The sequence below is a fragment of the Kaistia adipata DSM 17808 genome (assembly GCF_000423225.1).
In the GTDB taxonomy this organism is placed as follows: domain Bacteria; phylum Pseudomonadota; class Alphaproteobacteria; order Rhizobiales; family Kaistiaceae; genus Kaistia; species Kaistia adipata.
Window position 1 is genome coordinate 111065 of the sequence record NZ_AUHO01000011.1, and the last position, 22805, is coordinate 133869.

At 64.9% G+C, this 22805-nt stretch carries 35 protein-coding genes; 3 read left to right on the forward strand and 32 right to left on the reverse strand.

Annotated features, from left to right (window positions below; translation table 11 throughout):
* Positions 1-31 precede the first annotated feature (31 nt).
* The gene (locus G539_RS0112145) at positions 32-1144 is read right to left on the reverse strand and encodes an S-(hydroxymethyl)glutathione dehydrogenase/class III alcohol dehydrogenase (protein ID WP_029075443.1); all 1113 of its coding nucleotides are present in this window, start codon (positions 1142-1144) and stop codon (positions 32-34) included.
* A gap of 174 nt (positions 1145-1318) precedes the next feature.
* On the opposite strand from G539_RS0112145, the gene G539_RS0112150 reads away from it, so the two are divergent.
* On the forward strand, positions 1319-1888 hold the full coding sequence (locus G539_RS0112150) for a nucleoside 2-deoxyribosyltransferase (protein ID WP_029075444.1): 570 nt from the start codon (positions 1319-1321) through the stop codon (positions 1886-1888).
* A gap of 5 nt (positions 1889-1893) precedes the next feature.
* Here the strand turns inward: G539_RS0112150 and G539_RS0112155 are convergent, their stop codons facing one another.
* A complete protein-coding gene (locus G539_RS0112155) occupies positions 1894-2523 on the reverse strand; it encodes a glutathione S-transferase family protein (protein ID WP_029075445.1) in 630 nt (209 codons plus the stop codon).
* A 204-nt stretch (positions 2524-2727) separates the two neighbouring features.
* On the opposite strand from G539_RS0112155, the gene G539_RS0112160 reads away from it, so the two are divergent.
* Positions 2728-3825 carry a linear amide C-N hydrolase gene (locus G539_RS0112160; protein WP_245576872.1) on the forward strand — a complete coding sequence of 366 codons (1098 nt, stop codon included), beginning with the start codon at positions 2728-2730 and terminating at the stop codon, positions 3823-3825.
* A 54-nt stretch (positions 3826-3879) separates the two neighbouring features.
* On the opposite strand, the gene G539_RS0112165 is transcribed toward G539_RS0112160, so the two are convergent.
* Together G539_RS0112165 and G539_RS0112170 are read right to left on the reverse strand one after the other, a co-directional pair.
* A complete protein-coding gene (locus G539_RS0112165; protein ID WP_029075447.1) occupies positions 3880-5190 on the reverse strand; it encodes a replication-associated recombination protein A in 1311 nt (436 codons plus the stop codon).
* Positions 5191-5211: 21 nt separating this feature from the next.
* On the reverse strand, positions 5212-6618 hold the full coding sequence (locus tag G539_RS0112170; RefSeq protein ID WP_029075448.1) for a DegQ family serine endoprotease: 1407 nt from the start codon (positions 6616-6618) through the stop codon (positions 5212-5214).
* Between the two features lie 243 nt (positions 6619-6861).
* Between G539_RS0112170 and G539_RS26220 the strand changes: the two genes are divergently transcribed.
* On the forward strand, positions 6862-7827 hold the full coding sequence (locus tag G539_RS26220; protein WP_051231336.1) for a hypothetical protein: 966 nt from the start codon (positions 6862-6864) through the stop codon (positions 7825-7827).
* 456 nt (positions 7828-8283) lie between these two features.
* Here the strand turns inward: G539_RS26220 and rplQ are convergent, their stop codons facing one another.
* From rplQ to G539_RS0112315, 28 genes are all read right to left on the reverse strand, one after another.
* Positions 8284-8715, reverse strand: coding sequence for a 50S ribosomal protein L17 (gene rplQ, locus G539_RS0112180; protein ID WP_029075449.1), 432 nt, complete (start codon positions 8713-8715; stop codon positions 8284-8286).
* Between the two features lie 49 nt (positions 8716-8764).
* Positions 8765-9817, reverse strand: a complete 1053-nt coding sequence (locus G539_RS0112185) for a DNA-directed RNA polymerase subunit alpha (protein WP_211198480.1) — start codon at positions 9815-9817, stop codon at positions 8765-8767.
* A gap of 90 nt (positions 9818-9907) precedes the next feature.
* Positions 9908-10297, reverse strand: a complete 390-nt coding sequence (gene rpsK / locus G539_RS0112190; protein ID WP_018184927.1) for a 30S ribosomal protein S11 — start codon at positions 10295-10297, stop codon at positions 9908-9910.
* A 79-nt stretch (positions 10298-10376) separates the two neighbouring features.
* Complete coding sequence (rpsM, locus tag G539_RS0112195) at positions 10377-10745, reverse strand: 30S ribosomal protein S13 (RefSeq protein ID WP_029075451.1); 369 nt, start codon at positions 10743-10745, stop codon at positions 10377-10379.
* A 158-nt stretch (positions 10746-10903) separates the two neighbouring features.
* Positions 10904-11509 carry an adenylate kinase gene (locus tag G539_RS0112200; protein ID WP_029075452.1) on the reverse strand — a complete coding sequence of 202 codons (606 nt, stop codon included), beginning with the start codon at positions 11507-11509 and terminating at the stop codon, positions 10904-10906.
* Positions 11506-12840, reverse strand: a complete 1335-nt coding sequence (gene secY / locus G539_RS0112205; RefSeq protein WP_029075453.1) for a preprotein translocase subunit SecY — start codon at positions 12838-12840, stop codon at positions 11506-11508. Before secY ends, G539_RS0112200 begins: the two co-directional genes overlap by 4 nt.
* A gap of 110 nt (positions 12841-12950) precedes the next feature.
* Entirely contained in the window at positions 12951-13439 is a 489-nt protein-coding gene (gene rplO, locus G539_RS0112210; protein WP_029075454.1) for a 50S ribosomal protein L15, read from the reverse strand.
* Positions 13440-13458: 19 nt separating this feature from the next.
* Positions 13459-13665 carry a 50S ribosomal protein L30 gene (gene rpmD, locus G539_RS0112215; RefSeq protein ID WP_029075455.1) on the reverse strand — a complete coding sequence of 69 codons (207 nt, stop codon included), beginning with the start codon at positions 13663-13665 and terminating at the stop codon, positions 13459-13461.
* Between the two features lie 29 nt (positions 13666-13694).
* Positions 13695-14240, reverse strand: coding sequence for a 30S ribosomal protein S5 (gene rpsE / locus G539_RS0112220; RefSeq protein WP_029075456.1), 546 nt, complete (start codon positions 14238-14240; stop codon positions 13695-13697).
* A 47-nt stretch (positions 14241-14287) separates the two neighbouring features.
* Entirely contained in the window at positions 14288-14644 is a 357-nt protein-coding gene (gene rplR, locus G539_RS0112225; RefSeq protein ID WP_029075457.1) for a 50S ribosomal protein L18, read from the reverse strand.
* Between the two features lie 11 nt (positions 14645-14655).
* Positions 14656-15189, reverse strand: coding sequence for a 50S ribosomal protein L6 (gene rplF, locus G539_RS0112230; protein WP_029075458.1), 534 nt, complete (start codon positions 15187-15189; stop codon positions 14656-14658).
* 40 nt (positions 15190-15229) lie between these two features.
* Positions 15230-15628 (reverse strand): 30S ribosomal protein S8, encoded by a 399-nt coding sequence (gene rpsH, locus G539_RS0112235; protein WP_029075459.1) that lies wholly within the window; start codon positions 15626-15628, stop codon positions 15230-15232.
* Positions 15629-15641: 13 nt separating this feature from the next.
* Positions 15642-15947 carry a 30S ribosomal protein S14 gene (gene rpsN / locus G539_RS0112240; protein ID WP_029075460.1) on the reverse strand — a complete coding sequence of 102 codons (306 nt, stop codon included), beginning with the start codon at positions 15945-15947 and terminating at the stop codon, positions 15642-15644.
* A gap of 26 nt (positions 15948-15973) precedes the next feature.
* Positions 15974-16531: a 50S ribosomal protein L5 gene (gene rplE / locus G539_RS0112245; RefSeq protein ID WP_029075461.1), complete on the reverse strand. Its 558-nt coding sequence runs from the start codon at positions 16529-16531 to the stop codon at positions 15974-15976.
* Positions 16524-16838: a 50S ribosomal protein L24 gene (gene rplX, locus G539_RS0112250; RefSeq protein ID WP_029075462.1), complete on the reverse strand. Its 315-nt coding sequence runs from the start codon at positions 16836-16838 to the stop codon at positions 16524-16526. Before rplX ends, rplE begins: the two co-directional genes overlap by 8 nt.
* On the reverse strand, positions 16838-17206 hold the full coding sequence (gene rplN, locus G539_RS0112255) for a 50S ribosomal protein L14 (RefSeq protein ID WP_029075463.1): 369 nt from the start codon (positions 17204-17206) through the stop codon (positions 16838-16840). Before rplN ends, rplX begins: the two co-directional genes overlap by 1 nt.
* A gap of 81 nt (positions 17207-17287) precedes the next feature.
* On the reverse strand, positions 17288-17536 hold the full coding sequence (gene rpsQ, locus G539_RS0112260; RefSeq protein ID WP_029075464.1) for a 30S ribosomal protein S17: 249 nt from the start codon (positions 17534-17536) through the stop codon (positions 17288-17290).
* Between the two features lie 10 nt (positions 17537-17546).
* The gene (rpmC, locus tag G539_RS0112265; RefSeq protein ID WP_018184912.1) at positions 17547-17747 is read right to left on the reverse strand and encodes a 50S ribosomal protein L29; all 201 of its coding nucleotides are present in this window, start codon (positions 17745-17747) and stop codon (positions 17547-17549) included.
* Between the two features lie 25 nt (positions 17748-17772).
* Entirely contained in the window at positions 17773-18186 is a 414-nt protein-coding gene (rplP, locus tag G539_RS0112270; RefSeq protein ID WP_029075465.1) for a 50S ribosomal protein L16, read from the reverse strand.
* 33 nt (positions 18187-18219) lie between these two features.
* Entirely contained in the window at positions 18220-18930 is a 711-nt protein-coding gene (gene rpsC / locus G539_RS0112275; RefSeq protein WP_029075466.1) for a 30S ribosomal protein S3, read from the reverse strand.
* Entirely contained in the window at positions 18930-19310 is a 381-nt protein-coding gene (gene rplV / locus G539_RS0112280) for a 50S ribosomal protein L22 (RefSeq protein ID WP_035831212.1), read from the reverse strand. The genes rpsC and rplV overlap by 1 nt, the downstream gene beginning before the upstream one ends.
* Position 19311: 1 nt before the next feature.
* On the reverse strand, positions 19312-19590 hold the full coding sequence (rpsS, locus tag G539_RS0112285) for a 30S ribosomal protein S19 (RefSeq protein WP_018184908.1): 279 nt from the start codon (positions 19588-19590) through the stop codon (positions 19312-19314).
* Positions 19591-19602: 12 nt separating this feature from the next.
* On the reverse strand, positions 19603-20439 hold the full coding sequence (gene rplB / locus G539_RS0112290) for a 50S ribosomal protein L2 (RefSeq protein WP_029075468.1): 837 nt from the start codon (positions 20437-20439) through the stop codon (positions 19603-19605).
* A 22-nt stretch (positions 20440-20461) separates the two neighbouring features.
* Positions 20462-20755: a 50S ribosomal protein L23 gene (locus G539_RS0112295; protein ID WP_029075469.1), complete on the reverse strand. Its 294-nt coding sequence runs from the start codon at positions 20753-20755 to the stop codon at positions 20462-20464.
* Positions 20752-21372: a 50S ribosomal protein L4 gene (gene rplD / locus G539_RS0112300; protein WP_029075470.1), complete on the reverse strand. Its 621-nt coding sequence runs from the start codon at positions 21370-21372 to the stop codon at positions 20752-20754. Before rplD ends, G539_RS0112295 begins: the two co-directional genes overlap by 4 nt.
* Positions 21372-22091, reverse strand: a complete 720-nt coding sequence (gene rplC / locus G539_RS0112305) for a 50S ribosomal protein L3 (RefSeq protein WP_029075471.1) — start codon at positions 22089-22091, stop codon at positions 21372-21374. The genes rplD and rplC overlap by 1 nt, the downstream gene beginning before the upstream one ends.
* A gap of 16 nt (positions 22092-22107) precedes the next feature.
* On the reverse strand, positions 22108-22416 hold the full coding sequence (gene rpsJ / locus G539_RS0112310; protein WP_018184903.1) for a 30S ribosomal protein S10: 309 nt from the start codon (positions 22414-22416) through the stop codon (positions 22108-22110).
* A gap of 62 nt (positions 22417-22478) precedes the next feature.
* A partial coding sequence (locus G539_RS0112315) for an EF-Tu C-terminal domain-related protein (protein ID WP_029075472.1) occupies positions 22479-22805 on the reverse strand: 327 nt, incomplete at its 5' end.

Genomic DNA, 22805 nt, shown 5'->3' on the forward strand with positions numbered 1-22805 from the left:
GATGACCGAAGCCATCCGCCCGGCAGGATACTCAGAACGTGACGACGCTGCGGATCGACTTGCCCTCGTGCATCAGGTCGAAGGCGGTGTTGATCTGGTCGAGCGGCATGGTGTGGGTGATCAGGTCGTCGATGTTGATCTTGCCGTCCATGTACCAGTCGACGATCTGCGGCACGTCGGTGCGGCCACGCGCGCCGCCGAAGGCCGAGCCCTTCCACACACGCCCGGTGACGAGCTGGAACGGACGGGTCGAGATCTCGGTGCCCGAGGGCGCCACGCCGATGATGATCGATTCACCCCAGCCGCGATGGCAGCACTCCAGCGCCTGGCGCATGGTGTGGACGTTGCCGATGCACTCGAACGAGAAGTCGGCGCCGCCGCCGGTGAGGTCGACGATCGCCTCTACCACCTTGTCGCGGCCGACCTCGTCCGGATTGACGAAATGCGTCATGCCGAACTTCTTGGCCATGGCGACCTTGGACGGATTGAGATCGACGCCGATGATCTTGTCGGCGCCGACCATGCGGGCGCCCTGGATGACGTTGAGGCCGATGCCGCCGAGGCCGAAGACCACGACATTCGCGCCCGGCCAGACCTTGGCGGTGTGGATCACGGCGCCGATGCCGGTCGTCACACCGCAGCCGATGTAGCAGATCTTGTCGAAGGGCGCGTCCTCGCGAACCTTGGCGACGGCGATCTCCGGCAGGACGGTGAAGTTCGAGAAGGTCGAGGTGCCCATGTAGTGGAACACGGTCTCGCCGTCGCAGCGGAAGCGCGAGGTCGAATCGGGCATCAGGCCCTGGCCCTGCGTCGAGCGGATCGCCGTGCAGAGGTTGGAGCGCTGCGACAGGCAGGTTTTGCACTGGCGGCATTCCGGCGTGTAGAGCGGGATCACATGGTCGCCCGGGCGCACCGAGGTGACGCCGGCGCCGACCTCGCGCACGATGCCCGCGCCCTCATGGCCGAGGATGGCCGGGAACTTGCCCTCGGAATCGAGGCCGGACAGCGTGTAGGCGTCGGTGTGGCAGACACCCGTCGCCATGATCTCGACCAGCACTTCGCCGGCCTTCGGACCCTCGAGATTGATCGTCTCGATCGTCAGCGGCTTGTTGGCTTCCCAGGCGACGGCGGCACGGGTCTGCATCGGATGGCTCCTCGAAAAGTCAGGCGTCGATCGGTGCCGGCGGAGGCCGCCAGCCTGACCCTTGGATAGCCCACTCGGATCACCGGGTCGATCCTTGCGGCCGCCATGGGCGGGGATAGTGACACGGCCACGGCCGTGTGGAAGGCTCGTGCGGCAATCAAGGGAGAGCGCACAGTGCCGAGCAAGGTCTATCTCGCGGGTCCGGAAGTGTTCCTGCCGAATGGGCGCGAGATGCTGGCGCGCAAGGCGGAACTGGCCCGCGCCGCTGGCCTGGTGCCGTTGTCACCCGGGGATCTCGAGATCCCGCCGGCCGATACCCGGAAGGGATTCGGCTGCGCCATCAGCGCCGTCGACGAAAGGATGATGCTCGAGGCCGACGCCATCATCGCCAATTTGACGCCGTTTCGCGGCATCGCCGCCGATACCGGCACGACCTTCGAACTCGGCTTCATGTGCGCGCTCGGCAAGGCCGTCTTCGCCTATACCAATGTCGCCGCCAACCACTATCGCCGCGTCGTGGCGCATTATCACGGCGAGGTCGCGATGGCCGATGACGGCCATCTGCGCGGTCCCGACGGCCTCTCGGTCGAGAATTTCGACATGATCGATAATCTGATGCTGCATGGCGGCATCGAGCGGCGCGGCGGCACGGTCGTGGTCGGCCACGCCGCGCCCGACGCGCTCTATACGGATCTCACCGCCTTCGAGGCCTGCCTGGCCATCGCCGCCGAGCGTCTCGCCTGAGACGATCAGCCCTTCGGCGGGATCAGGGGTTGGGCGATCTCCTGGAAGACGGCCAGCCCTTCGCATTCGGCCGCCAGCGCCGCCAGTCGTGGCCAGTGCTCGGCACGGAACGCGTCGGGATGCGCCTCGCGGAGGAAGCGCAGCACGCAGGCGACGGCGATGTCGGCATGGCCGATGCGGTCGCCGTACCACCAGGGCGTCGAGCGCGCGGCACGGTCGGCTTCGAGCGCGTCGAGCGCGGCGCCGACCTGGGTGCGGCAGCGCTCGATCCAGAGCTCGGATCGGTCCTTCCGCAAAATCTTCTCGTAGAGGAGGCTGACCGCCTTGTCGCCCAGCCCCATGGCGAGGGCGATCGTCTTCAGGGCATGGCGCCGCGCCGGCCCGAAGGGCGCCAGCATGGCACGATCCGCCCCCGCCTGCTCGTCGAGAAAGTCGAGGATGGCGGCGCTCTCGATCAGCACCTCGCCGTCGTCGAGCACCAGCGTCGGCACGCGCCGGAGCGGGTTGTAGGCGCCGAGCTTCTCGCCGTCGCCGAAGGTCGACCACGGATAATGCTCGAACGGCATGTCGTAGAACCGCATGGCGATGCCGACGCGACGCACGAAGGGCGAATCATACTGGCCGATGAGGATCATGGCGGGCTCCCGTGAAGGACCCATCATGCCGCGCGCCGGCGCGCCCGGAAAGGGCCGCGCGGAAAACCGCCGTCGCCGGCGCGAGACACGGATGGGTAACGAAAGTCACCAACCTGCAACCCGATTCAGCTATGGTCGCCGCGCTTCGACCGCGCCGCCCGAGGGTGACGCGCAGGCATGTGAAATTCGGATGAGGATCCAGCCATGTTCAGAACGCCAGCCATGCGAAAGCTCCAGGCCTCGCTGATCGCGACCGTCATGCTCGCCAGCACCACGCTGACGCCCGCGCTCGCCTGCACCCGCACGCTGTTCGTCGGCGACGGCGATATGGTCGCCACCGGCCGCAACATGGACTGGCGGGAGGACATGCTCTCCAACCTCTGGGTCCTGCCGGCCGGCATCGAGCGCGACGGGCTCGGCGGCGAGCGCTCGATCAAGTGGACCTCCAAGTATGGCAGCGTCGTCACCACGGGCTACGAGGCGGGCAGCACCGACGGCATGAACGAGAAGGGGCTGGTCGCGAACATCCTCTTCCTGGCCGAGGCCGAGTACGGCGAGCCGAAGGCGGATGACAAGCTGCTGTCGATCTCGCTCTGGGGCCAGTACGCGCTCGACAATTTCGCCACCGTCGCCGAGACGGTCGAGGCATTCCGCGCCCGCCCCTTCGCCCTGCTCGCGCCCAAGCTTCCCAACGGATCGGAATCGACCCTGCACCTCGCCGTCTCGGACTCGACGGGTGATTCCGCGATCTTCCAGTACCTGAACGGCGAACTGGTGATCTTCCACGGCAAGCAATACACCGTGATGACCAACTCCCCGCCCTACGCGGAGCAGCTCGCCATCAACGCCTATTGGGAGAATATCGGCGGCCTGACCTTCCTGCCCGGCACGAACCGCGCCGCCGACCGCTTCGCCCGCGCCTCGTTCCTGCTCAATTCGATCCCGAAGTCGCTCGACAAGAACTACATCCAGGGTGTGCCGCAGCAGTCCTTCGACTTTCAGGCCGTGGCCGGCGTGATGAGCGTCCAGCGCGCCGTCAGCGTGCCGCTCGGCATCACGACGCCGGACCAGCCGAACATCTCCTCGACGATCTGGCGCACGGTCTCGGACCAGAAGAACCTGGTCTATTATTTCGACTCCGCCACCCGGCCGAACACCTTCTGGGTCGACTTCAAGAATGTCGACTTCAAGCCCGGCGCCGCGGTGAAGCGGCTCACGATCATGAATGGCGAGGTCTACTCGGGCGAGGTAAGCGGCGACTTCAAGCCGCACGAGCCGTTCAAGTTCCTGCCCGGCGTCTGAATTTCCCGATCCTGGAGGGCCGCTGCCATGCAGCGGCTCTCGACCGGCTGACGATCAGCCGCCGCCACGCTCCCGGCGCAGCTTGGCCCAGTATTCCATCCGCTTGCGGATATCGCGCTCGAAACCGCGCTCGACCGGCTGGTAGAAGCTCTGGCGACCGAGCGCGTCCGGGAAATAGTCCTGCCCCGAAAAGGCATCCGGCTCGTCGTGGTCGTAGCGATAGCCGGCGTTGTAGCCTTCGTCCTTCATCAGCTTGGTCGGCGCGTTCAGGATCCGCTTCGGCGGCAGCAGCGAGCCGCCGTGCTTCGCCGTCTGCATCGCCGCCTTGAAGGCCGTATAGACCGCGTTCGATTTCGGCGCCGTGGCGAGATAGACCGCCGCCTGCGCGAAGGCGAGCTCGCCCTCCGGGCTGCCGAGATAGTCGTAGGCATCCTTGGCGGCATTGGCGACAACGAGCGCCTGAGGATCGGCGAGGCCGATATCCTCGACGGCCATGCGCACCAGCCGTCGACCGAGATAGAGCGGATCCTCGCCGGCGTCGAACATTCGCGCGAGATAATAGAGCGCCGCGTCCGGATCCGAGCCGCGGATCGACTTGTGCAGGGCCGAGATCAGGTTGTAGTGGCCGTCCTGGCCCTTGTCGTAGATCGGCGCGCGCCGCTGCACGATCTCCTGCAAGCCCTTGGCGTCGAAGATCTCGCCCGGCTTCGCCGCCCGCCAGACCTCCTCCGACAGCGTCAGCGAGGCGCGGCCGTCGCCGTCCGCCATGCGGATCAACGTCTCGCGCGCCTCCTCGTCGAGCGGCAGCGGCTTGCCCTCGACGGCCTCGGCGCGGTCGAGCAGCTTCGCGATCGAGCCCGGATCATGCGAGTGGAACACCAGCACGCGCGCCCGCGACAACAGCGCCGCGTTGAGCTCGAAGGACGGGTTCTCGGTCGTCGCGCCGACGAGCGTGACGGTGCCGTCTTCCATCACCGGCAGGAAACTGTCCTGCTGGGCACGGTTGAAGCGGTGGATCTCGTCGACGAAGAGCAACGTGCCCTTGCCGATCTGGCGCCGCCCGCGCGCCTGGTCGAACACCTTCTTGAGATCGGCGACGCCGGAGAAGATCGCCGAGATCTGCTCGAAATGCAGGTCCGTCTCGTGCGCCAGCAGGCGCGCCACCGTCGTCTTGCCGGTGCCGGGCGGACCCCAGAAGACCATCGAGCCGAGCGAGCCGGAATTGAGCATGCGTGACAGCGCGCCGTCGGGGCCGACCAGATGGTCCTGCCCGACGACGTCCGCCAGCCGTTCGGGGCGCAGCCGGTCCGCCAGCGGCCGTGGCGCCGCCCTCTCCATCCCGGCGGCCTCGAACAGGTTGCTCATGTCACGATACCCAACAGACTGTCAGCGGCCGACCTGCGACCGGATCAGGCGGCCGCCGCGCTCGATGACGAGACGGTAGCGCGAAGCGCGGTCCGCGGCGATGGCTTCCAGCTCCTGCGTCGATCCGACCGCCTGGCCGTTCACCTCGACGACGACGTCGCCCTTGCGGAAGCCGACGCCAGCGGCCGAGGAGCCCTGCTCGACCGTCGTGATCAGCACGCCCTTGCGGCGCTTGCCCTGATAGCCCAGTTCCTCGACCACGGCCGGCGACAGGTTGACGACGGTGGCGCCGGCGAAGGGCGACCGGCCGGCGATCGCGCGTTCGTCACGCGGCGTGGTTTCGGGAGCGGCCACGAGCGCGAGCTCGACCGCCTGCTCCTTGCCGTCGCGCACATAGACGAGCTTGGCGCTGCCGCCGACGCCCTTGGTGGCGATGCGGTAGTTGAAGCCGTTCGGATCATCGACCTCGATGCCGTCGACGCTGACGACGAGATCGCCGGACTTCAGGCCGGCCTTCTCCGCCGGGCTGCCGCCCTCGACATCGGTGACGAGGGCGCCGCGCGGCCGGCCGATGCCGAGGCCCTCGGCGATCTCGGGCGTCACCTGCTGGAAACCGGCGCCGACCCAGGCGAGCCGCAGCCGGCCATCCGCCAGCGCCGACCGCACCACGACATTGACCATGTTGGAGGGAATGGCGAAGCCGATACCGATCGAGCCGCCGGAGCGCGAATAGATCGCCGTGTTGATGCCGACCAGATTGCCGTCCATGTCGACGAGCGCGCCGCCCGAATTGCCGGGATTGATGGCGGCGTCGGTCTGGACGAAGAACTGGTAGTCGGACGCGCCGATCTGGGTTCGCGCCAGGGCCGAGACGATGCCGCTCGTCACCGTCTGGCCGACGCCGAACGGGTCGCCGATGGCGAGCACCAGGTCCCCGACCTCGAGCGCGTCCGAATCGCCATAGGCGACCACCGGGAACGCGCCGTCCGCGCCCTTGAGACGCAGCACCGCGAGATCCATGCGGTCGTCCTTGAGCAGGACGTCGGCCTCGTATTCGCGCTTGTCGGAGAGCGCGACCTTGACCTCGTCGGCATTGGCGATGACGTGGGCGTTGGTCACGACGACGCCCGATGCATCGACGATGACGCCGGAGCCGAGCGACTGCTGCACGCGCTTGCGCGGCGCATTGTTCGTGTCGCCGCCGAAGAAGCGCCGGAAGAAGGGATCATCCATGAACGGCGACGGCCGACGCTCGACGACGCGGGACGCATAGACGTTGACCACCGCAGGCGAGACCCGCTTGACGATCGGCGAGAAGGAATAGCGCAGCGCCGCCTCGGATGGCGGCACGGTCCGATCGACAGCATGGGCCGTGCTCGCGATCAATACCCCGGCCAGTCCGATCGCCACCGCTCTTCCAAACCGCATCGACAATGTCCTTCCTTCGAGATTCCCTCTTCGAGATGGTACACGAAATACGGCGTTGCCATGACCTGCCGCCCCAAGGCGGTGCGCGCCCAGGCCGACGAATCCACAACCGCCGCCTTCTTTGTCGCCCCGAACTGCCATAGGCTTGCCCCAGACTCGATGGAATAGAGGGATAGGTCGAGCGCTGTCCGTCGCGGCGCCGCCCCATTCGGTCGATGTTTCGGAAGGCAGTTAGGGATCAGCATGCTCTGGATCGTCCTGTTCATCATCGGCGTGCTGGTGCTACTCGCCGGCGTCGTCCCGCTGCTGCTGAACGGCCGCCGCCGCCTCAACCTCGTGCTGGTCGGCCTCGGCGCCGTCGTCACGCTCGCGGGCATCGGCGGCGTGGTGATCCGCCCGTCGCTGACCATGCCGACAATCGCGGCCCTCGAGGAACCCGCTTCGGGGAACAGTTCCCCCAGCCCCGTCGCCGACGTGCCACCGCCCGCCGTCGAGGAGCCCGCCACGGCCCCCGTCCGCGTCATCGCACCGTCGCCCACCCCGGTCGAGCCGCCTGCGGCGTCGTCCCAGAAGGACGAATCGCAGCTCGAGCCCTCGCCGCTGCCGGATCCCGTGCCCGTCGCGACGACCCCGGTCCCCGGCGCAGGCGCCGAGCCGCTCCCCGGCACCACGCCGCCGACGCCGGTTCCGTCCCCGGTCGCCGCCGCGCCCGCCGAAGACTCCATCGCTGCCCTTGCCCTGCAAGAGCAGCAGCCCAAGGACCAGGCGGCCTTCGCGACCGCCATCGGCGACGCCAAGAAGGAATTCGACCCGGCCGACTTCGAGGCACAGATGGAGTTGCAGCCACGGCGCGCCGCCGCCATCTGCAAGGCGCTGCCGAAGCCCGAGGTGAAGGACTGGGTCGGCGCGATCCGCGCCACCGACGCCGACTCCGGCGGACGCCTCACCGTCACCGTCGCGCTGCCCGACGGCACGCTGGTCAAGACCTGGAACAACGCCATGTCCGACCTCGACGACAACACGCTGGTTCCCGCCGGGACGCCGCTCGCCGGCACATTCGGCAAGCTCAAGGCGGGCGACGCCGTCCGCTTCGCAGGCACCTTCTTCTCGGACGAGGCCGACTGCTACCGCTCGACGCGCCTGGCGCTCGGCCAGTCCGTGATGGAGCCGAGCTTCCTGTTCCGCTTCACCGCCGTCGAGAAGCTGTAGGTTGCCCGCCCGGCTTCTGCCGATCCGGCACGACTCGCGAAATCACGTCCAGGACGTCCAGCCATCCCTGAGGGGCTCGGCGAACCGCCTTAGGCAGGCACCCGTCGCCCCGGCGAAGGCCGGGGCCCATGAACACCGGCCAAGACGTCTTGGCCAAGACGCCTTGGCAGAGAAATCCAGGGACCTATCAGTCTAGCCCACCAGCCATCGGCCGGAGTGTCTGGATCCCGGCCTTCGCCGGGATGACGACGGAGCGTGGCCCTGCCCAAGTAGCTTTTCGACGGCGGAATCTCGGCCCATGCTTCGAGAAGGCCCTTCGCGCTTTCTCGGCATGTCGAGAAAGCGCGTGCACGAACCGCCTCACGACGACCAAAGCAGAGCCCCTGCCCCACACCCCAAACGCGAAAAGGGCGGCCCGAAGGCCGCCCTTTCCGAATTTCGTAGGATGCGTGCAGCTTACGCCGCGACGCCTTCCTCCGCGCCCTCGGCGGCGGCCGTGCGAGCACGGTCAGCGGCGCCCTTGGCGTCGACGTCACGATCGACGAACTCGATGACCGCGACCGGCGCGTTGTCGCCATAGCGGAAGCCGGCCTTCAGGACGCGAAGGTAGCCACCCTGGCGCTCCTGGTAGCGCGGGCCGAGCGTGTCGAACAGCTTCTTGGCCGCCGCGACGTCGCGCAGCTGCGCGATCGCCTGACGACGTGCATGCAGGTCGCCGCGCTTGCCGAGCGTCACCAGCTTCTCGACGATCGGACGCAGGTCCTTCGCCTTCGGCAGGGTGGTGACGATCTGCTCGTGCGTGATCAGCGCTACAGCCATGTTTGCGAACATCGCCTTGCGGTGGCTCGCGGTACGGCTGAACTTGCGACCGGAATTACCGTGGCGCATGGCTCTCTCCTCAGTTTCTCTACCGGCGGCTCACGCCGTGGGTGCTGTCTCAGTAATGATCTTCGTAGCGCTTGGCGAGCTCTTCGATGTTCTCCGGCGGCCAGTTGCTGACCTCCATGCCGAGATGGAGACCCATCTGGGCGAGAACTTCCTTGATCTCGTTGAGCGACTTGCGGCCGAAATTCGGGGTCCGGAGCATCTCTGCCTCGGTCTTCTGAATCAGGTCGCCAATATAGACGATATTGTCGTTCTTCAGGCAATTGGCCGAACGGACAGAAAGCTCCAGTTCGTCCACCTTCTTCAGAAGCGACGGGTTGAAGGCGAGCTCCGGAATGGCTTCCGAAACGGTCTCCTTCTGCGGCTCCTCGAAATTGACGAAGATCGACAGCTGGTCCTGCACGATGCGGGCGGCATAGGCCACCGCGTCGTCCGGACGGAGCGAGCCATCGGTCTCGACCGACAGCGTCAGCTTGTCGTAATCGAGAACCTGGCCCTCACGGGTGTTCTCGACGCGGTACGACACCTTCTTGACCGGCGAGTAGATGCTGTCGACCGGGATCAGACCGATCGGAGCGTCTTCGGCGCGGTTGCGGTCGGCCGGGACATAGCCCTTGCCGGTGTTGACCGTGAACTCCATGCGGATCTCGGCGCCCTCGTCGAGGGTGCAGAGCGCCAGCTCGGGGTTCAGGATCTCGATATCGCCGACGGTCTGGATGTCGCCAGCGGTGACGACACCCGGACCCGTCTTGCGGACCACCATGCGCTTAGGGCCTTCGCCCTGCATCTTGATGGAGATTTCCTTGATGTTCAGGATGATGTCGGTGACATCTTCCCGCACGCCGGCAATCGACGAAAACTCGTGCAGAACGCCATCGATCTGGACGGCGGTAACCGCAGCGCCCTGGAGCGACGACAGAAGCACGCGGCGCAGCGCGTTGCCGAGCGTCAGACCGAAGCCGCGCTCAAGAGGTTCCGCCACGACGGTGGCGAGACGCTTGGGATCGGAACCCGGCGTCACCTCGAGCTTGTTCGGCTTGATCAGCTCTTGCCAATTCTTATGGATCACGACCGTATCCTTTCGATCTCGAACGCCGCCCGACAGTTCGGGTGGCGTGGCGCTCCGGCTAAGGGCGGAGCGCCGAATGCCGATACGCAGTGAAAGCGGCGTCCGATGGGGACGCCGCCCGAGGCATTAGACGCGGCGACGCTTGCGCGGCCGGCAGCCATTGTGCGCGATCGGCGTCACATCACGGATCGACGTGATGGTGAAGCCTGCGGCCTGAAGGGCGCGGAGAGCCGACTCACGGCCCGAACCCGGACCCGAGACTTCGACTTCCAGCGTCTTCATGCCGTGCTCGGCAGCCTTGCGGCTGGCGTCTTCAGCGGCCATCTGGGCGGCATACGGGGTCGACTTGCGCGAGCCCTTGAAGCCCATCATGCCGGCCGACGACCAGGAGATGGCGTTCCCCTGCGCGTCGGTGATGGTGATCATCGTGTTGTTGAACGTCGAGCTCACATGCGCAACGCCCGAGGAGATGTTCTTCCGCTCGCGACGACGTACGCGCGTTGTGTCCTTGGCCATTCTCTATCCTTACGTTCGATCTCGACACCGCCGTAGCACCGGCGGCTCCACCGGGGGCCTAGCGCCCCGAACTGATGAATTACTTCTTCTTGCCGGCGATCGGCTTGGCCGGGCCCTTGCGGGTGCGCGCATTGGTGTGCGTGCGCTGGCCACGAACCGGCAGGCCGCGGCGATGACGCAGGCCGCGGTAGCAGCCGAGGTCCATCAGCCGCTTGATGTTCATTGCGACTTCGCGGCGCAGATCGCCTTCCACGATGTAATCGCGGTCGATCGTCTCGCGGATCGCCAGAACCTCGGCGTCCGAAAGCTCGTTCACACGACGCTCCGGAGCGATGTTCGTCTTGGTGATGATGTCCAGCGCGTTCTTCGCGCCGATCCCGTGGATGTACTGCAGCGCGATGATGACGCGCTTGTTGGTCGGGATGTTTACGCCTGCGATACGGGCCAATGCCGTCTCCATCTCAAGCCGCCGGTTCATCCGGCGGCGCCACTAGGGTCCCGCGTCCGGTGGAGGCCGGCTCGTGCGGGCAGTCATGCGAAAACAAGCAATGACGCCCCCTGAAAGGTCAGGGAACGCCGTAGCCTGTTTGCAGCAGGAGGCGAGCCTTATCGACTCGCAACCTGTTCGTCAAGTCGGTCCAGCGTCGCCGCGATCTCCGAGGACACCTCGTCGATCGAACGCATGCCGTCGATCTCGATCAGACGGCCCTGCGCCTTGTAGTAAGGCGAGATCACCGCCGTGTCGCGATTATAGGCCGCGAGCCGGGTCTTGAAGACTTCCGGATCGTCGTCCTTGCGCACGGGCTCACCGCGCGCGCGCGTCTCCTCGGCGCGCTTGGTGATCCGGTCGGTCAGCTTGGACTGGTCGACCTTCAGCTCCAGCACGGCATCGAGCTTGACGCCCTTGCCGGCCAGCATCTTCTCGAGCGCGTCGGCCTGGGCGATCGTGCGCGGGAAGCCGTCGAGGATGAAGCCTTTGCGGGCATCCGCTTCCTCGATCCGGTCCGCCACGATCCCGACGACCACTTCATCGGGAACCAGGTTGCCGGCGTCCATGATCGCCTTGGCCTGCAGGCCGATCGGCGTCTCGGCCGCCACCGCGGCCCGCAGCATGTCTCCAGTCGACAGCTGCGGAATTCCGTAGCGCTTCACCAGCCGCGCGGACTGCGTGCCCTTACCTGCTCCCGGCGGTCCGAGCAGAATCAGTCTCATCGCCTCTTCCCCCTGAGCTTGGACTTCTTGACCAAGCCCTCATACTGATGCGCCAACAGGTGGCCCTGGATCTGCGACACCGTATCCATCGTCACGTTGACGACGATAAGGAGCGACGTACCGCCGAAATAGAACGGCACATGCGTGGCCGAGATCAGGAACTCGGGCAGAAGACAGACGACAACCAGGTAGATCGCACCGAGCAGCGTGATGCGCGTCAGCACGTAGTCGATGTACTCCGCCGTCCGCTGGCCCGGACGAATGCCCGGAATGAAGCCGCCATGCTTCTTCAGATTGTCGGCCGTGTCGGTCGGATTGAACACGATCGCCGTATAGAAGAAGGCGAAGAACATGATCATGGCCGCGTACAGCACCATGTACATGACCGTGCCATGGCCCAGCAGGGCGACCGTCGAGGTCAGCCAGCCCGGCGCGCTGCTCGACGCCGTGAAGTTCGCGATCGTGGCCGGCAGAAGCAGCAGCGACGAGGCGAAGATCGGCGGGATGACGCCCGACGTGTTGAGCTTCAGCGGCAGATGCGACGACTCACCCTGGAACATCCGGTTGCCGACCTGGCGCTTCGGATACTGGATGATGAGGCGGCGCTGGGCGCGCTCCATGTAGACGATGAAGGCGATCGCGACGACGGCGACGACGGCGACGAGCAGGATGACCCAGGTGGCCAGCGCGCCCTGGCGGCCGAGCTCCAGCATGCCGATCAGGGCGTGCGGAAGGTTGGCGACAATGCCGGCGAAGATGATCAGCGAGATGCCGTTGCCGATGCCGCGCGAGGTGATCTGCTCACCGAGCCACATCAGGAACATCGTGCCGCCCGTCAGCGTGATGACGGTCGAGATGCGGAAGAACATGCCGGGATCGATGACGATGTTCGTGCCGCCCTCGAGCCCGACGGAAATGCCGTAGGCCTGGACGACGGCGAGGAAGACCGTACCGTACCGGGTGTACTGGTTGATGATCTTGCGACCCGCCTCCCCTTCCTTCTTCAAGGCTTCGAGGGAGGGAACGATCGAGGTCATCAGCTGGATGATGATCGATGCCGAGATGTACGGCATGATGCCGAGCGCGAAAATCGCCATGCGTCCGACGGCACCGCCGGAGAACATGTTGAACAGGCCAAGAATGCCCGACTGCTGATTGTTGAATGCGCTGGCCAGCGCTTCCGGGTTGATGCCGGGAAGCGGGATATAGGTGCCGAGCCGATAGACGAGCAGCGCACCCAGTGTGAACCAGATGCGCTTCTTCAGAGCCTCGGCTTTGGCGAAGGCGCCAAAATTGAGATTGGCCGCCAGTTGTTCAGCCGCTGATGCCATTCGCCGCTCCGTTCGGGCCCGGAAACCGGGCCCCAATGCCCCTGCCGGGCATCAAGTGGTCTCTCGGAGGCGCCGCTGCAAGGCGGCGCCCCATTTCCCGAACGACGCAGTTACGCTGCGTCCGAACCTTCCGAAGCCTTGACTTCGAGGACCTTGACGGAGCCGCCGGCCTTCTCGACCGTCTCGATGGCGGGCTTCGACGCGCCGGCGACCTCGAAGGTCACCGAGGCCTTCAGCTCGCCGCCGCCGAGGAGGCGAACGCCGTCCTTGACGCGACGGATGACGCCGGCTTCCTTGAGCGCCTCGGCCGTGACGGCCTTCTTGGCATCGAGCTTGCCGGCATCGATCGCCACCTGGATACGACCGAGGCTGACCTCGTTGTAGTCCTTGGCGAAGATGTTGGTGAAGCCGCGCTTCGGCAGACGCCGATGCAGGGGCATCTGGCCGCCTTCAAAGCCCTTGATCGCCACGCCCGTGCGCGACTTCTGGCCCTTGACGCCGCGACCGCCGGTCTTGCCCTTGCCCGAACCGATGCCGCGTCCGACGCGCATGCGATCCTTGCTGGAGCCCGGGTTGTCGTTGATCTCGTTGAGCTTCATCGAACTGATCCTTCTGGGCTCAGCCCTCGTCCACAACGCGGACGAGGTGAGCCACCTTGGCGATCATGCCGCGAACCGCAGGGGTGTCCTGCAGCGTCGAACGGCGACGGATCCGGTTGAGGCCGAGGCCGATCAGCGTTGCACGCTGATCAGCCGGACGGCGGATCGGGCTGCCGGTCTGCTCGACGGTAACCGTCTTGGCGGCGCCTTCAGATTTCTTGGCCATTTGGTCAAATCCTCGAATTCAATCGGCGCTCACGCCTCGGCGGAAGCTTCGGCTTCGCCGCCACGACGGGCCTGCAGAACCGAAACCTTGAGGCCGCGACGGGCCGCGACCGAACGCGGGCTGTCCTCGGCGCCGAGCGCGGCGAAGGTCGCACGCACCATGTTGTACGGGTTCGACGAACCCATCGACTTGGCGACGACGTCCTGCACGCCGAGGGTCTCGAACACGGCGCGCATCGGACCGCCGGCGATGATGCCGGTACCCGCAGGCGCAGCGCGCAGGAAGACCTTGCCGGCGCCATGGCGACCGAAAACGTCATGGTGAAGGGTACGGCCCTCGCGGAGCGGAACCCGAACCAGGCTGCGCTTCGCGGCTTCCGTCGCCTTGCGGATCGCCTCAGGCACTTCACGCGCCTTGCCGTGTCCAAAACCGACCCGGCCCTTCTGGTCGCCGACGACGACGAGGGCGGCGAAACCGAACCGCCGTCCGCCCTTCACCACCTTCGCGACGCGATTGATGTGAACGAGCTTGTCGACGAATTCGCTGTCGCGCTCTTCCCGCTGCTCTCTGGCCATCGAAAGATCCAATCGTCCTGTGTTTCGTGATGACGCGCCTCAGCGCATCAGAAGTCCAGACCGCCCTCGCGAGCGCCGTCAGCCAGCGCCTTCACGCGGCCATGAAAAAGGTAGCCGCCGCGGTCGAAGATGACCTGGCTGACGCCAGCGGCCTTGGCACGCTCGGCGACGAGCTTGCCAACCGCTTCGGCGGCTGCCTTGTCGGCACCCGTCTTGAGCGACGAGCGGAGATCCTTCTCGAGCGTCGAGGCCGACGCGAGCGTGCGGCCCTCGGCATCGTCGATCACCTGGGCGTAGATATGCTCCGACGAGCGGTAGACGCTCAACCGGGGCCGTCCGTTCGCCACCTTGCGGAGCGCACGGCGGACGCGCGCAGCGCGGCGTTCCTGCTGAATATTGGCCATGACCGTCTCCGTTACTTCTTCTTACCTTCCTTGCGGAAGATCGTTTCGGTGGCGTACTTAACGCCCTTGCCCTTGTAGGGCTCGGGGCTGCGATACTCGCGAATCTCGGCCGCAACCTGGCCGACCTTCTGCTTGTCGATGCCCGAAACGATGATCTCAACCGGACGCGGGGTCTGGATCGAGATGCCCTCGGGGATCGCGTAGATCACATCGTGGCTGTAGCCAAGAGCGAGCTGCAGGTTCGAACCCTGGACGGCGGCGCGGTAACCCACGCCGTTGATTTCGAGCTTCTTGGTGAAGCCCTCGCTCACGCCCTTCATCAGGTTCGAAATCATCGTGCGCGACATGCCCCAAGCGGCGCGAGCCGGCTTGCTGTCATCACGCGGGGCGACCTGAACGCCCTCTTCCGTCAGTTCCACGGTCACATTGTCCGTGAAGTCGAAGGACAGCTCGCCCTTCGGACCCTTCACCGACACCGTCTGGCCGTTGATCGTGGCCGTAACGCCCTTAGGCACGGCCACCGGCTTCTTACCAATACGAGACATCAGACCAATCCGTCCGGTTCGTGTTTCGCCATCAGCCAGATCAGAATACCTGGCAAAGAACCTCACCGCCGACATTCTGGTCGCGGGCGTCAGCATCCGACATCACGCCCTTCGGCGTCGACAGGATGGACACGCCGAGGCCATTCTTGACCTGCGGGATGTTCTTGACCGAGGCATAGACCCGGCGACCCGGCTTCGAGACACGCTCGATCGTGCGGATCACAGGCTCGCCATCATAATACTTCAGTTCGATCTCGATCTCGGGACGGCCCGTGCCGCCTTCGACGGTCGCAAAGCCACGGATGTAGCCCTCCGACTGCAGAACACCGAGAACGTTCTCGCGCAGCTTCGAGGCCGGCGTCGAAACCTTCGACTGGCGGCGCATCTGGGCATTGCGGATGCGGGTGAGCATATCACCCAGAGGATCGGTCATTGTCATCGGACCGTGCTCCTTACCAGCTCGACTTGACGAGGCCCGGGATCAGCCCGAGCGACCCGAGTTCGCGCAATGCAATACGCGACATCTTCAGCTTGCGATAGACGCCACGCGGACGACCGGTGACTTCGCAGCGGTTGCGGATGCGCGTCGCCGAGGCGTTGCGGGGCAGCTCGGCCAGCTTCAGGCGAGCCTGGAAGCGTTCCTCGAGCGGCAGGCTCTCGTCATTGGCCACAGCCTTCAGCTTGGTGCGCTTCGCAGCGTACTGAGCGGCCAGCTTGCGGCGCCGGTTGTTCTTCTCGATCGAGCTCTTCTTAGCCATCGATTTGTCCTCGTCCTATCCCGGCGTTACTGGCGGAACGGGAAGTTCATCGCCTTCAGAAGGGCGCGAGCTTCCTCGTCAGTCTTGGCCGTGGTGCAGACGATCACGTCCATGCCCCAAACCTGATCAATCTTGTCGTAATTGATCTCGGGGAAAACCAGATGCTCCTTGATGCCCATGGCGAAGTTGCCACGGCCGTCGAAGCTCTTCGGGTTCAGGCCGCGGAAGTCACGGACGCGCGGCAGCGCGATGGTGACCAGGCGGTCCAGGAACTCATACATGCGCGCCTTGCGCAGCGTGACCTTGCCACCGATCGCCATGTTCTCGCGCAGCTTGAACGTCGCGATGGACTTCGAGGCCTTGGTCACGGCCGGCTTCTGGCCGGCGATGAGAGCCAGGTCGCCGAGAGCGGTGCCGACCTTCTTGGAATCGTTGACGGCTTCGCCAACGCCCATGTTCAGCACGATCTTCTCGAGCTTGGGAACCTGCATGGGGTTCTTGTAGCCGAATTCCGCGACCAGCTTGGCGCGGACCTCGTCTTCGTAAAACTTCTTGAGCCGCGGCTCGTAAGCTGCCTCAGCCATCGATCACATCTCCCGAACGCTTTGCGACGCGTTGTTTGCGCCCGTCTTCGGTCACCTTGAAGCCGACGCGAGTCGGCTTGCCGTCCTTGTCCGCCAGGGCGATGTTCGACAGATGAATCGGCAGCTCCTTGGCGACGATGCCGCCCTGCTCGCTGGCCGTCTGCTTCTGGTGCTTGCGCGCGACGTTGACACCACGCACGACGGCGCGGTCCTCAGTCGGGATCACGCGGAGCACTTCGCCCGACTTACCCTTGTCCTTACCCGTGAGGACGATGACGTTATCGCCCTTCTTGATCTTGGCAGCCATCACAGCACCTCCGGAGCGAGCGAGATGATCTTCATGTGGTTCTTTGCGCGAAGCTCACGCGGAACCGGCCCGAAGATACGGGTCCCGATCGGCTCCTTCTGATTGTTGATCAGAACCGCCGCATTCTTGTCGAAACGGATGACGCTGCCATCCGGACGACGAATATCCTTGGCTGTGCGAACGACGACCGCCTTCATGACGTCGCCCTTCTTCACGCGACCCCGCGGGATCGCCTCCTTGATCGACACGACGATGATGTCGCCGACCGAGGCGTACTTCCGCTTGGAACCGCCGAGAACCTTGATGCACATCACACGACGAGCGCCGGAGTTATCCGCCACGTCGAGGTTAGTCTGCATCTGAATCATGACTGGCCGCCTACTCTTCTGGTCACCACCTATCCCGGTCAGATATCCGAGATTTCAGCGGCGACAAACCTTTTTCGTGCCTTACTTATCGCCCGATTGCTCGGTGGCGATAACGACCCAGCGCTTATTCTTAGAGATCGGCTTGGTCTCTTCGATCGAGACGATGTCACCAATCTTGTGGATATTGCCCTCGTCATGGGCGTGGTACTTCTTCGTCCGCCGCACGGTCTTCTTCATGACCGGGTGCGTGAAGCGCCGCTCGACGAGAACGACGACGGTCTTGTCGGTCTTGTCGCTGACGACGCTGCCCTGCAGAACGCGTTTCGGCATACTCGCCTCCTCAGCGCTTGTCCGCCGCGCTCTTCTGCGCAGCGATGGTCTTGATCCTGGCGATGTCGCGGCGAACCTGCCGGACACGCGCCGTGTTTTCGAGCTGGCCAGTTGCCCGCTGGAAGCGCAGGTTGAACTGCTCCTTCTTCAGGTTGGCAAGCTCGGTGTCGAGCTGATCGGCGGTCTGCAGCCGAACGTCTTTCGCCTTCATGGCTTTATCCTCGTCCGTTCGCCGATCAATCGGCGATGCGCTGTACGAAGCGCGTCTTGATCGGGAGCTTCGCCGCGCCGAGACGGAGCGCCTCGCGGGCGGTCTCCTCGTCGACACCGTCGATCTCAAACATGATCCGGCCAGGCTTGACGCGGGACGCCCAGTATTCCGGGGCGCCCTTACCCTTACCCATGCGGACTTCAGTCGGCTTCGACGTGACCGGAACGTCCGGGAAAATCCGGATCCAGACACGACCGGCGCGCTTCATAGCACGGGTGATGGCGCGACGGGCAGCCTCGATCTGGCGCGCGGTGACGCGTTCCGGCTCGAGCGCCTTCAGGCCGAATCCGCCAAAGTTCAGGTCCGTGCCACCCTTGGCGGCGCCATGGATGCGACCCTTGAACTGCTTGCGGAACTTGGTGCGCTTCGGTTGCAGCATTTCTGTTCTCTCTCGCCCTCAGTGCCGACCCGTTCAGGCCGCGGAGTCGCGACGACGAGTGTTCGAGCCCTGCTCGTTACCCTCGGTCTGGCGACGCTCGGAGGCCATCGGATCGTGCTCGAGGATCTCACCCTTGAAGATCCACACCTTGATGCCGCACGTGCCATAGGCCGTGTGGGCAGTCGCGGTGCCATAGTCGATGTCGGCGCGCAGCGTGTGCAGCGGAACGCGGCCCTCGCGATACCACTCGAGACGCGCGATTTCGGCGCCGCCGAGACGGCCACCCGCGTTGATGCGGATGCCGAGAGCGCCGAGACGCATCGCCGACTGGACGGCCCGCTTCATGGCGCGGCGGAACGCAACGCGGCGCTCCAGCTGCTGGGCGATCGAGGCGGCCACCAGGTTCGCGTCGATCTCCGGCTTGCGGACCTCGACGATGTTCAGGTGCACTTCGCTGTCCGTCAGCTTGCCGACGATCTTGCGCAGCTTCTCGATGTCGGCGCCCTTCTTGCCGATCACGATGCCCGGACGAGCCGAGTAGATCGTGACGCGGCACTTCCGGTGCGGACGCTCGATGACGATCTTGGAGACCGCCGCCTGCTTCAGCTCGACCAGGAGCTTCTCGCGGATCCGCATGTCCTCGTGCAGCAGCTTGCCGTATTCGCCCCTATTGGCGAACCAGCGGCTGTCCCACGTCCGGTTGATGCCGAGGCGGAGGCCGATCGGATTGACTTTCTGGCCCATTATGCGGCCTCCTCGGTTTCACGCACCACGATCGTGAGGTGCGAAAACGGCTTCTCGATCCGGCCGACACGACCGCGAGCCCGCGGCGTCCAGCGCTTCATCACCAGGGCCTTGCCGACAAACGCCTCGGCGACCACCAGCGAATCAACGTCGAGATCGTGATTGTTCTCGGCGTTTGCGATCGCAGATTCCAGCGTCTTCTTTACGTCACGCGCAATCCGCTTCTCGGAGAAGGTCAGATCGGCGAGCGCCGTGCTGGCCTTCTTGCCGCGGATCAGCTGGGCGACAAGGTTGAGCTTGCGCGGAGAGACACGGATCATGCGCGTGACGGCGCGGGCCTCGTTGTCTTTCAGCGCGCGTTCGCGCTTCGGCTTGCCCATGTTACTTCCTCTTCGCCTTCTTGTCGGCCGTGTGACCGTAGTAGGTCCGGCTCGGCGAGAACTCGCCGAACTTGTGTCCGACCATGTCCTCGTTGACGATGACCGGAACATGCTTCTGGCCGTTGTAGACGCCAAAGGTCAAGCCCACGAACTGGGGCAGGATCGTGGAGCGGCGGCTCCAGATCTTGATCACCTCGCCACGACCCGAAGAGCGGCTCTTCTCAGCCTTGCGGAGGAGATAACCGTCGACGAACGGGCCTTTCCAGATAGAACGAGCCACGGACAGCCTCTCTTACTTGCTCTTGCGCAGATGACGGCTGCGCGCGATGAACTTGTCGGTCGACTTATTGTTGCGGGTCTTCTTGCCCTTGGTCGGCTTGCCCCACGGGGTGACCGGATGACGGCCGCCCGAGGTGCGGCCTTCACCACCGCCGTGCGGATGGTCGACCGGGTTCATCGCAACACCGCGAACGCTCGGACGCTTGCCCAGCCAACGATTACGACCGGCCTTGCCGAGCGAGATGTTGGAGTGGTCAGGGTTCGAGACCGCACCGACGGTCGCAACGCAGCTCTGGTGGACCAGGCGCTGCTCACCCGAATTCAGGCGAAGAATGGCCATGCCGGCGTCGCGGCCGACATACTGCGCATAAGCACCGGCCGAACGCGCGATCTGACCGCCCTTGCCGGGCTTCATCTCGACGTTGTGCACGATCGTGCCGACCGGCATGGCGCCGAGGGGCATCGTGTTGCCGGGCTTCACGTCGGCCTGAGCCGAGGAAATCACGGTGTCGCCGACCGCTAGGCGCTGCGGCGCCAGGATGTAGCTGAGCTCGCCGTCCTCATACTTGATGAGGGCGATGAACGCCGTGCGGTTGGGGTCGTACTCGATCCGCTCAACGACGGCCGGAATGTCGCGCTTGTTCCGCTTGAAGTCGATCAGGCGGTAGGTGCGCTTGTGGCCACCGCCGCGGCCATAGGCCGTGACGCGTCCGAGGTTGTTGCGACCGCCGCTCTGGCGGAGACCGACGGTCAGGCCCTTGACGGGCTTGCCGGCGTAGAGCTCCGAGCGATCGACGAGAACCAGCTGGCGCTGTCCCGGCGTAGTCGGCTTGTAGTGCTTGAGAGCCATGCTTCAGCCTATTCTTTTCGCGTCAGAGACCGGTCGAAACGTCGATCGACTGACCTTCAGCAAGCGTCACGATCGCCTTCTTGACGTCGCTCTGCTTGCCCACGATCCCGCGGAAGCGCTTCACCTTGCCCTTGCGGACCAGGGTATTCACGCTCGTGACCTTGACCTTGAACAGCGCCTCGACGGCCGCCTTGATCTCGGGCTTGGTCGCCGTCTTCAGAACGTTGAAGACGATCTTGCTCTGCTCGGTGGCAATGGTCGACTTCTCGCTCAGCACCGGGCTGCGGATGATGTCGTAATGCGCGAGGTTGCTCACTTGAACCGCTCCTGCAGGGCTTCGACCGCAGCCTTGGTCAGCACGAGCTTCTCGCGGCGCAGAATGTCATACACATTGATGCCCTGGACCGGCAGCACATCGATATGCGGCACGTTGCGGGCGGCGAGACCGAAGTTCTCGTTGACCGCGGCACCGTCGATGATCAGCGCGTTCGCCCAGCCGAGCTTGGCGAAGCTCTCCTTGACCGCCTTCGTCTTCGGGGTATCGATGGCGATATCCGAGACGATGACCAGGTTGTCGCCCTTGGCCTTGGCCGAGAGCGCATGCTTCAGCGCCAGCTGGCGGAACTTCTTCGTCAGATCATGCGCATGGCTGCGAACGACCGGACCGAAAGCCTTGCCACCACCGCGGAACTGCGGCGCAGTCTTGGCACCGTGGCGTGCGCCGCCGGTGCCCTTCTGCTTGTACATCTTCTTGGTCGTGCCGGAGATCTCCGAACGACCCTTCGACTTGTGCGTGCCAGCCTGGCGCTTGGCGAGCTGCCAACGCACCATGCGCTGCAGCACGTCACCGCGCGGCTCGAGACCGAAGATCTCGTCCGAGAGCGAGATCTCGCCCGCTGCCTTGCCGTCGAGCGTGGTGACCTTAATGTCCATCACTCGGCCTCCTTCGCTTCAACCGCCACTTCGGCAGCCGCACCGCGCTTGCGGAAACCACCCGGAACCGGGACGTTCTCCGGCAGAGCGCGCTTCACAGCGTCGCGCACTTCGATCCAGCCGCCCTTGGCGCCGGGAACGGCACCCTCGACCATGATCAGACCACGCTCGACATCCGTGCGGATGACCTTCAGATTCTGAGTGGTCACGCGGACATCGCCCATGTGACCAGCCATCTTCTTGTTCTTGAACACCCGGCCCGGGTCCTGGCGCTGGCCAGTCGAACCGTGCGTACGGTGCGAGACGGAGTTACCGTGCGTCGCGCGACCACCACCGAAGTTGTGGCGCTTCATGACACCGGCAAAACCCTTACCGATCGACGTGCCGCTGACGTCGACGAACTGGCCGACGACAAAGTGCTCGGCGGTGAGCTCGGCGCCAACCTCGATGAGGTTGTCAGGGCTCACGCGGAACTCCGTGACCTTGCGCTTCGGCTCGACCTCGGCCGCCGCGAAATGACCACGCTCAGCCTTGGGCGTGTTCTTCACCTTGGCGAGACCGCTTCCGAGCTGGACCGCGGTGTACCCGTTCTTATCTTCCGTCCGATGAGCGACAACCTGACAGTTGTCGAGCTTCAGCACCGTCACCGGCACCTGCTCGCCCGCATCGGTATAGATGCGGGTCATGCCCACCTTCTGTGCGATCAATCCAGAGCGCATTCTATCCTCGCTCGCCTCAGAGCTTAATTTCGACGTCCACACCGGCCGCCAGGTCGAGCTTCATCAGCGCGTCCACGGTCTGCGGAGTGGGGTCGACGATGTCGAGAAGACGCTTGTGCGTCCGCATCTCGAACTGCTCACGGCTCTTTTTGTCGATATGCGGCGACCGGTTCACGGTGAACTTCTCGATCTGAGTGGGAAGTGGCACCGGGCCGACAACCCGGGCGCCGGTACGCTTCGCCGTGTTCACGATCTCGCGCGTGGATGCATCGAGAATACGATGATCGAACGCTTTGAGCCGGATCCGGATATTCTGACCGTTCATCGATTTCTGTCCTCAGGTGACATGGGCGCGCGACACCGCGCGCCCGGTCCGGATCATCCGACTTACTTAATGATGCTGGCGACGACGCCGGCGCCGACGGTACGACCGCCTTCACGGATAGCGAAGCGCAGCTTCTCTTCCATGGCGATCGGCACGATCAGCTCGACATCCACCGAGATGTTGTCGCCCGGCATCACCATCTCGACACCTTCCGGCAGCGTGACGACGCCCGTGACGTCGGTCGTGCGGAAGTAGAACTGCGGACGGTAGTTGGTGAAGAACGGCGTGTGACGGCCACCCTCCTCCTTCGTCAGGATGTACGCCTCGGCCTTGAACACCGTGTGCGGCGTCACCGAGCCGGGCTTGCACAGCACCTGGCCGCGCTCGAC

Excerpts from the sequence above, each read along its gene's own strand:
- rplX (WP_029075462.1), bottom strand. The coding sequence starts at position 16,838 with ATGGCTGCCAAGATCAAGAAGGGCGATAACGTCATCGTCCTCACGGGT.
- rplP (WP_029075465.1), bottom strand. The coding sequence starts at position 18,186 with ATGCTGCAACCGAAGCGCACCAAGTTCCGCAAGCAGTTCAAGGGTCGC.
- G539_RS0112165 (WP_029075447.1), bottom strand. The coding sequence starts at position 5,190 with ATGAGCAACCTGTTCGAGGCCGCCGGGATGGAGAGGGCGGCGCCACGG.
- G539_RS0112145 (WP_029075443.1), bottom strand. The coding sequence starts at position 1,144 with ATGCAGACCCGTGCCGCCGTCGCCTGGGAAGCCAACAAGCCGCTGACG.
- rpsN (WP_029075460.1), bottom strand. The coding sequence starts at position 15,947 with ATGGCTAAGAAGAGCTCGATCGAGAAGAACAACCGGCGCCGCAAGCTG.
- G539_RS0112200 (WP_029075452.1), bottom strand. The coding sequence starts at position 11,509 with ATGAGACTGATTCTGCTCGGACCGCCGGGAGCAGGTAAGGGCACGCAG.
- rplD (WP_029075470.1), bottom strand. The coding sequence starts at position 21,372 with ATGGACATTAAGGTCACCACGCTCGACGGCAAGGCAGCGGGCGAGATC.
- rplV (WP_035831212.1), bottom strand. The coding sequence starts at position 19,310 with ATGGGCAAGCCGAAGCGCGAACGCGCGCTGAAAGACAACGAGGCCCGC.
- rpsC (WP_029075466.1), bottom strand. The coding sequence starts at position 18,930 with ATGGGCCAGAAAGTCAATCCGATCGGCCTCCGCCTCGGCATCAACCGG.
- rpsE (WP_029075456.1), bottom strand. The coding sequence starts at position 14,240 with ATGGCCAGAGAGCAGCGGGAAGAGCGCGACAGCGAATTCGTCGACAAG.
- G539_RS0112170 (WP_029075448.1), bottom strand. The coding sequence starts at position 6,618 with ATGCGGTTTGGAAGAGCGGTGGCGATCGGACTGGCCGGGGTATTGATC.
- rpmC (WP_018184912.1), bottom strand. The coding sequence starts at position 17,747 with ATGAAGGCGAAAGACGTTCGGCTGCAGACCGCCGATCAGCTCGACACC.
- rplF (WP_029075458.1), bottom strand. The coding sequence starts at position 15,189 with ATGTCTCGTATTGGTAAGAAGCCGGTGGCCGTGCCTAAGGGCGTTACG.
- rpsK (WP_018184927.1), bottom strand. The coding sequence starts at position 10,297 with ATGGCCAAGGACACAACGCGCGTACGTCGTCGCGAGCGGAAGAACATC.
- G539_RS0112155 (WP_029075445.1), bottom strand. The coding sequence starts at position 2,523 with ATGATCCTCATCGGCCAGTATGATTCGCCCTTCGTGCGTCGCGTCGGC.
- rpsJ (WP_018184903.1), bottom strand. The coding sequence starts at position 22,416 with ATGAACGGTCAGAATATCCGGATCCGGCTCAAAGCGTTCGATCATCGT.
- rpsH (WP_029075459.1), bottom strand. The coding sequence starts at position 15,628 with ATGACAATGACCGATCCTCTGGGTGATATGCTCACCCGCATCCGCAAT.
- rplR (WP_029075457.1), bottom strand. The coding sequence starts at position 14,644 with ATGGCCAATATTCAGCAGGAACGCCGCGCTGCGCGCGTCCGCCGTGCG.
- rplQ (WP_029075449.1), bottom strand. The coding sequence starts at position 8,715 with ATGCGCCACGGTAATTCCGGTCGCAAGTTCAGCCGTACCGCGAGCCAC.
- G539_RS26220 (WP_051231336.1), top strand. The coding sequence starts at position 6,862 with ATGCTCTGGATCGTCCTGTTCATCATCGGCGTGCTGGTGCTACTCGCC.
- G539_RS0112160 (WP_245576872.1), top strand. The coding sequence starts at position 2,728 with ATGTTCAGAACGCCAGCCATGCGAAAGCTCCAGGCCTCGCTGATCGCG.
- rplO (WP_029075454.1), bottom strand. The coding sequence starts at position 13,439 with ATGAAGCTCAACGAGATCAACGACAACCCGGGCTCCAGCAAGGATCGC.
- rplB (WP_029075468.1), bottom strand. The coding sequence starts at position 20,439 with ATGGCTCTCAAGCACTACAAGCCGACTACGCCGGGACAGCGCCAGCTG.
- rplC (WP_029075471.1), bottom strand. The coding sequence starts at position 22,091 with ATGCGCTCTGGATTGATCGCACAGAAGGTGGGCATGACCCGCATCTAT.
- rpmD (WP_029075455.1), bottom strand. The coding sequence starts at position 13,665 with ATGGCCAAGAAATCTGAAGGCGCCGCCAAGACGGTTACCGTCGAGCAG.
- rpsQ (WP_029075464.1), bottom strand. The coding sequence starts at position 17,536 with ATGCCGAAACGCGTTCTGCAGGGCAGCGTCGTCAGCGACAAGACCGAC.
- rplE (WP_029075461.1), bottom strand. The coding sequence starts at position 16,531 with ATGGCTGAGGCAGCTTACGAGCCGCGGCTCAAGAAGTTTTACGAAGAC.
- rplN (WP_029075463.1), bottom strand. The coding sequence starts at position 17,206 with ATGATTCAGATGCAGACTAACCTCGACGTGGCGGATAACTCCGGCGCT.
- secY (WP_029075453.1), bottom strand. The coding sequence starts at position 12,840 with ATGGCATCAGCGGCTGAACAACTGGCGGCCAATCTCAATTTTGGCGCC.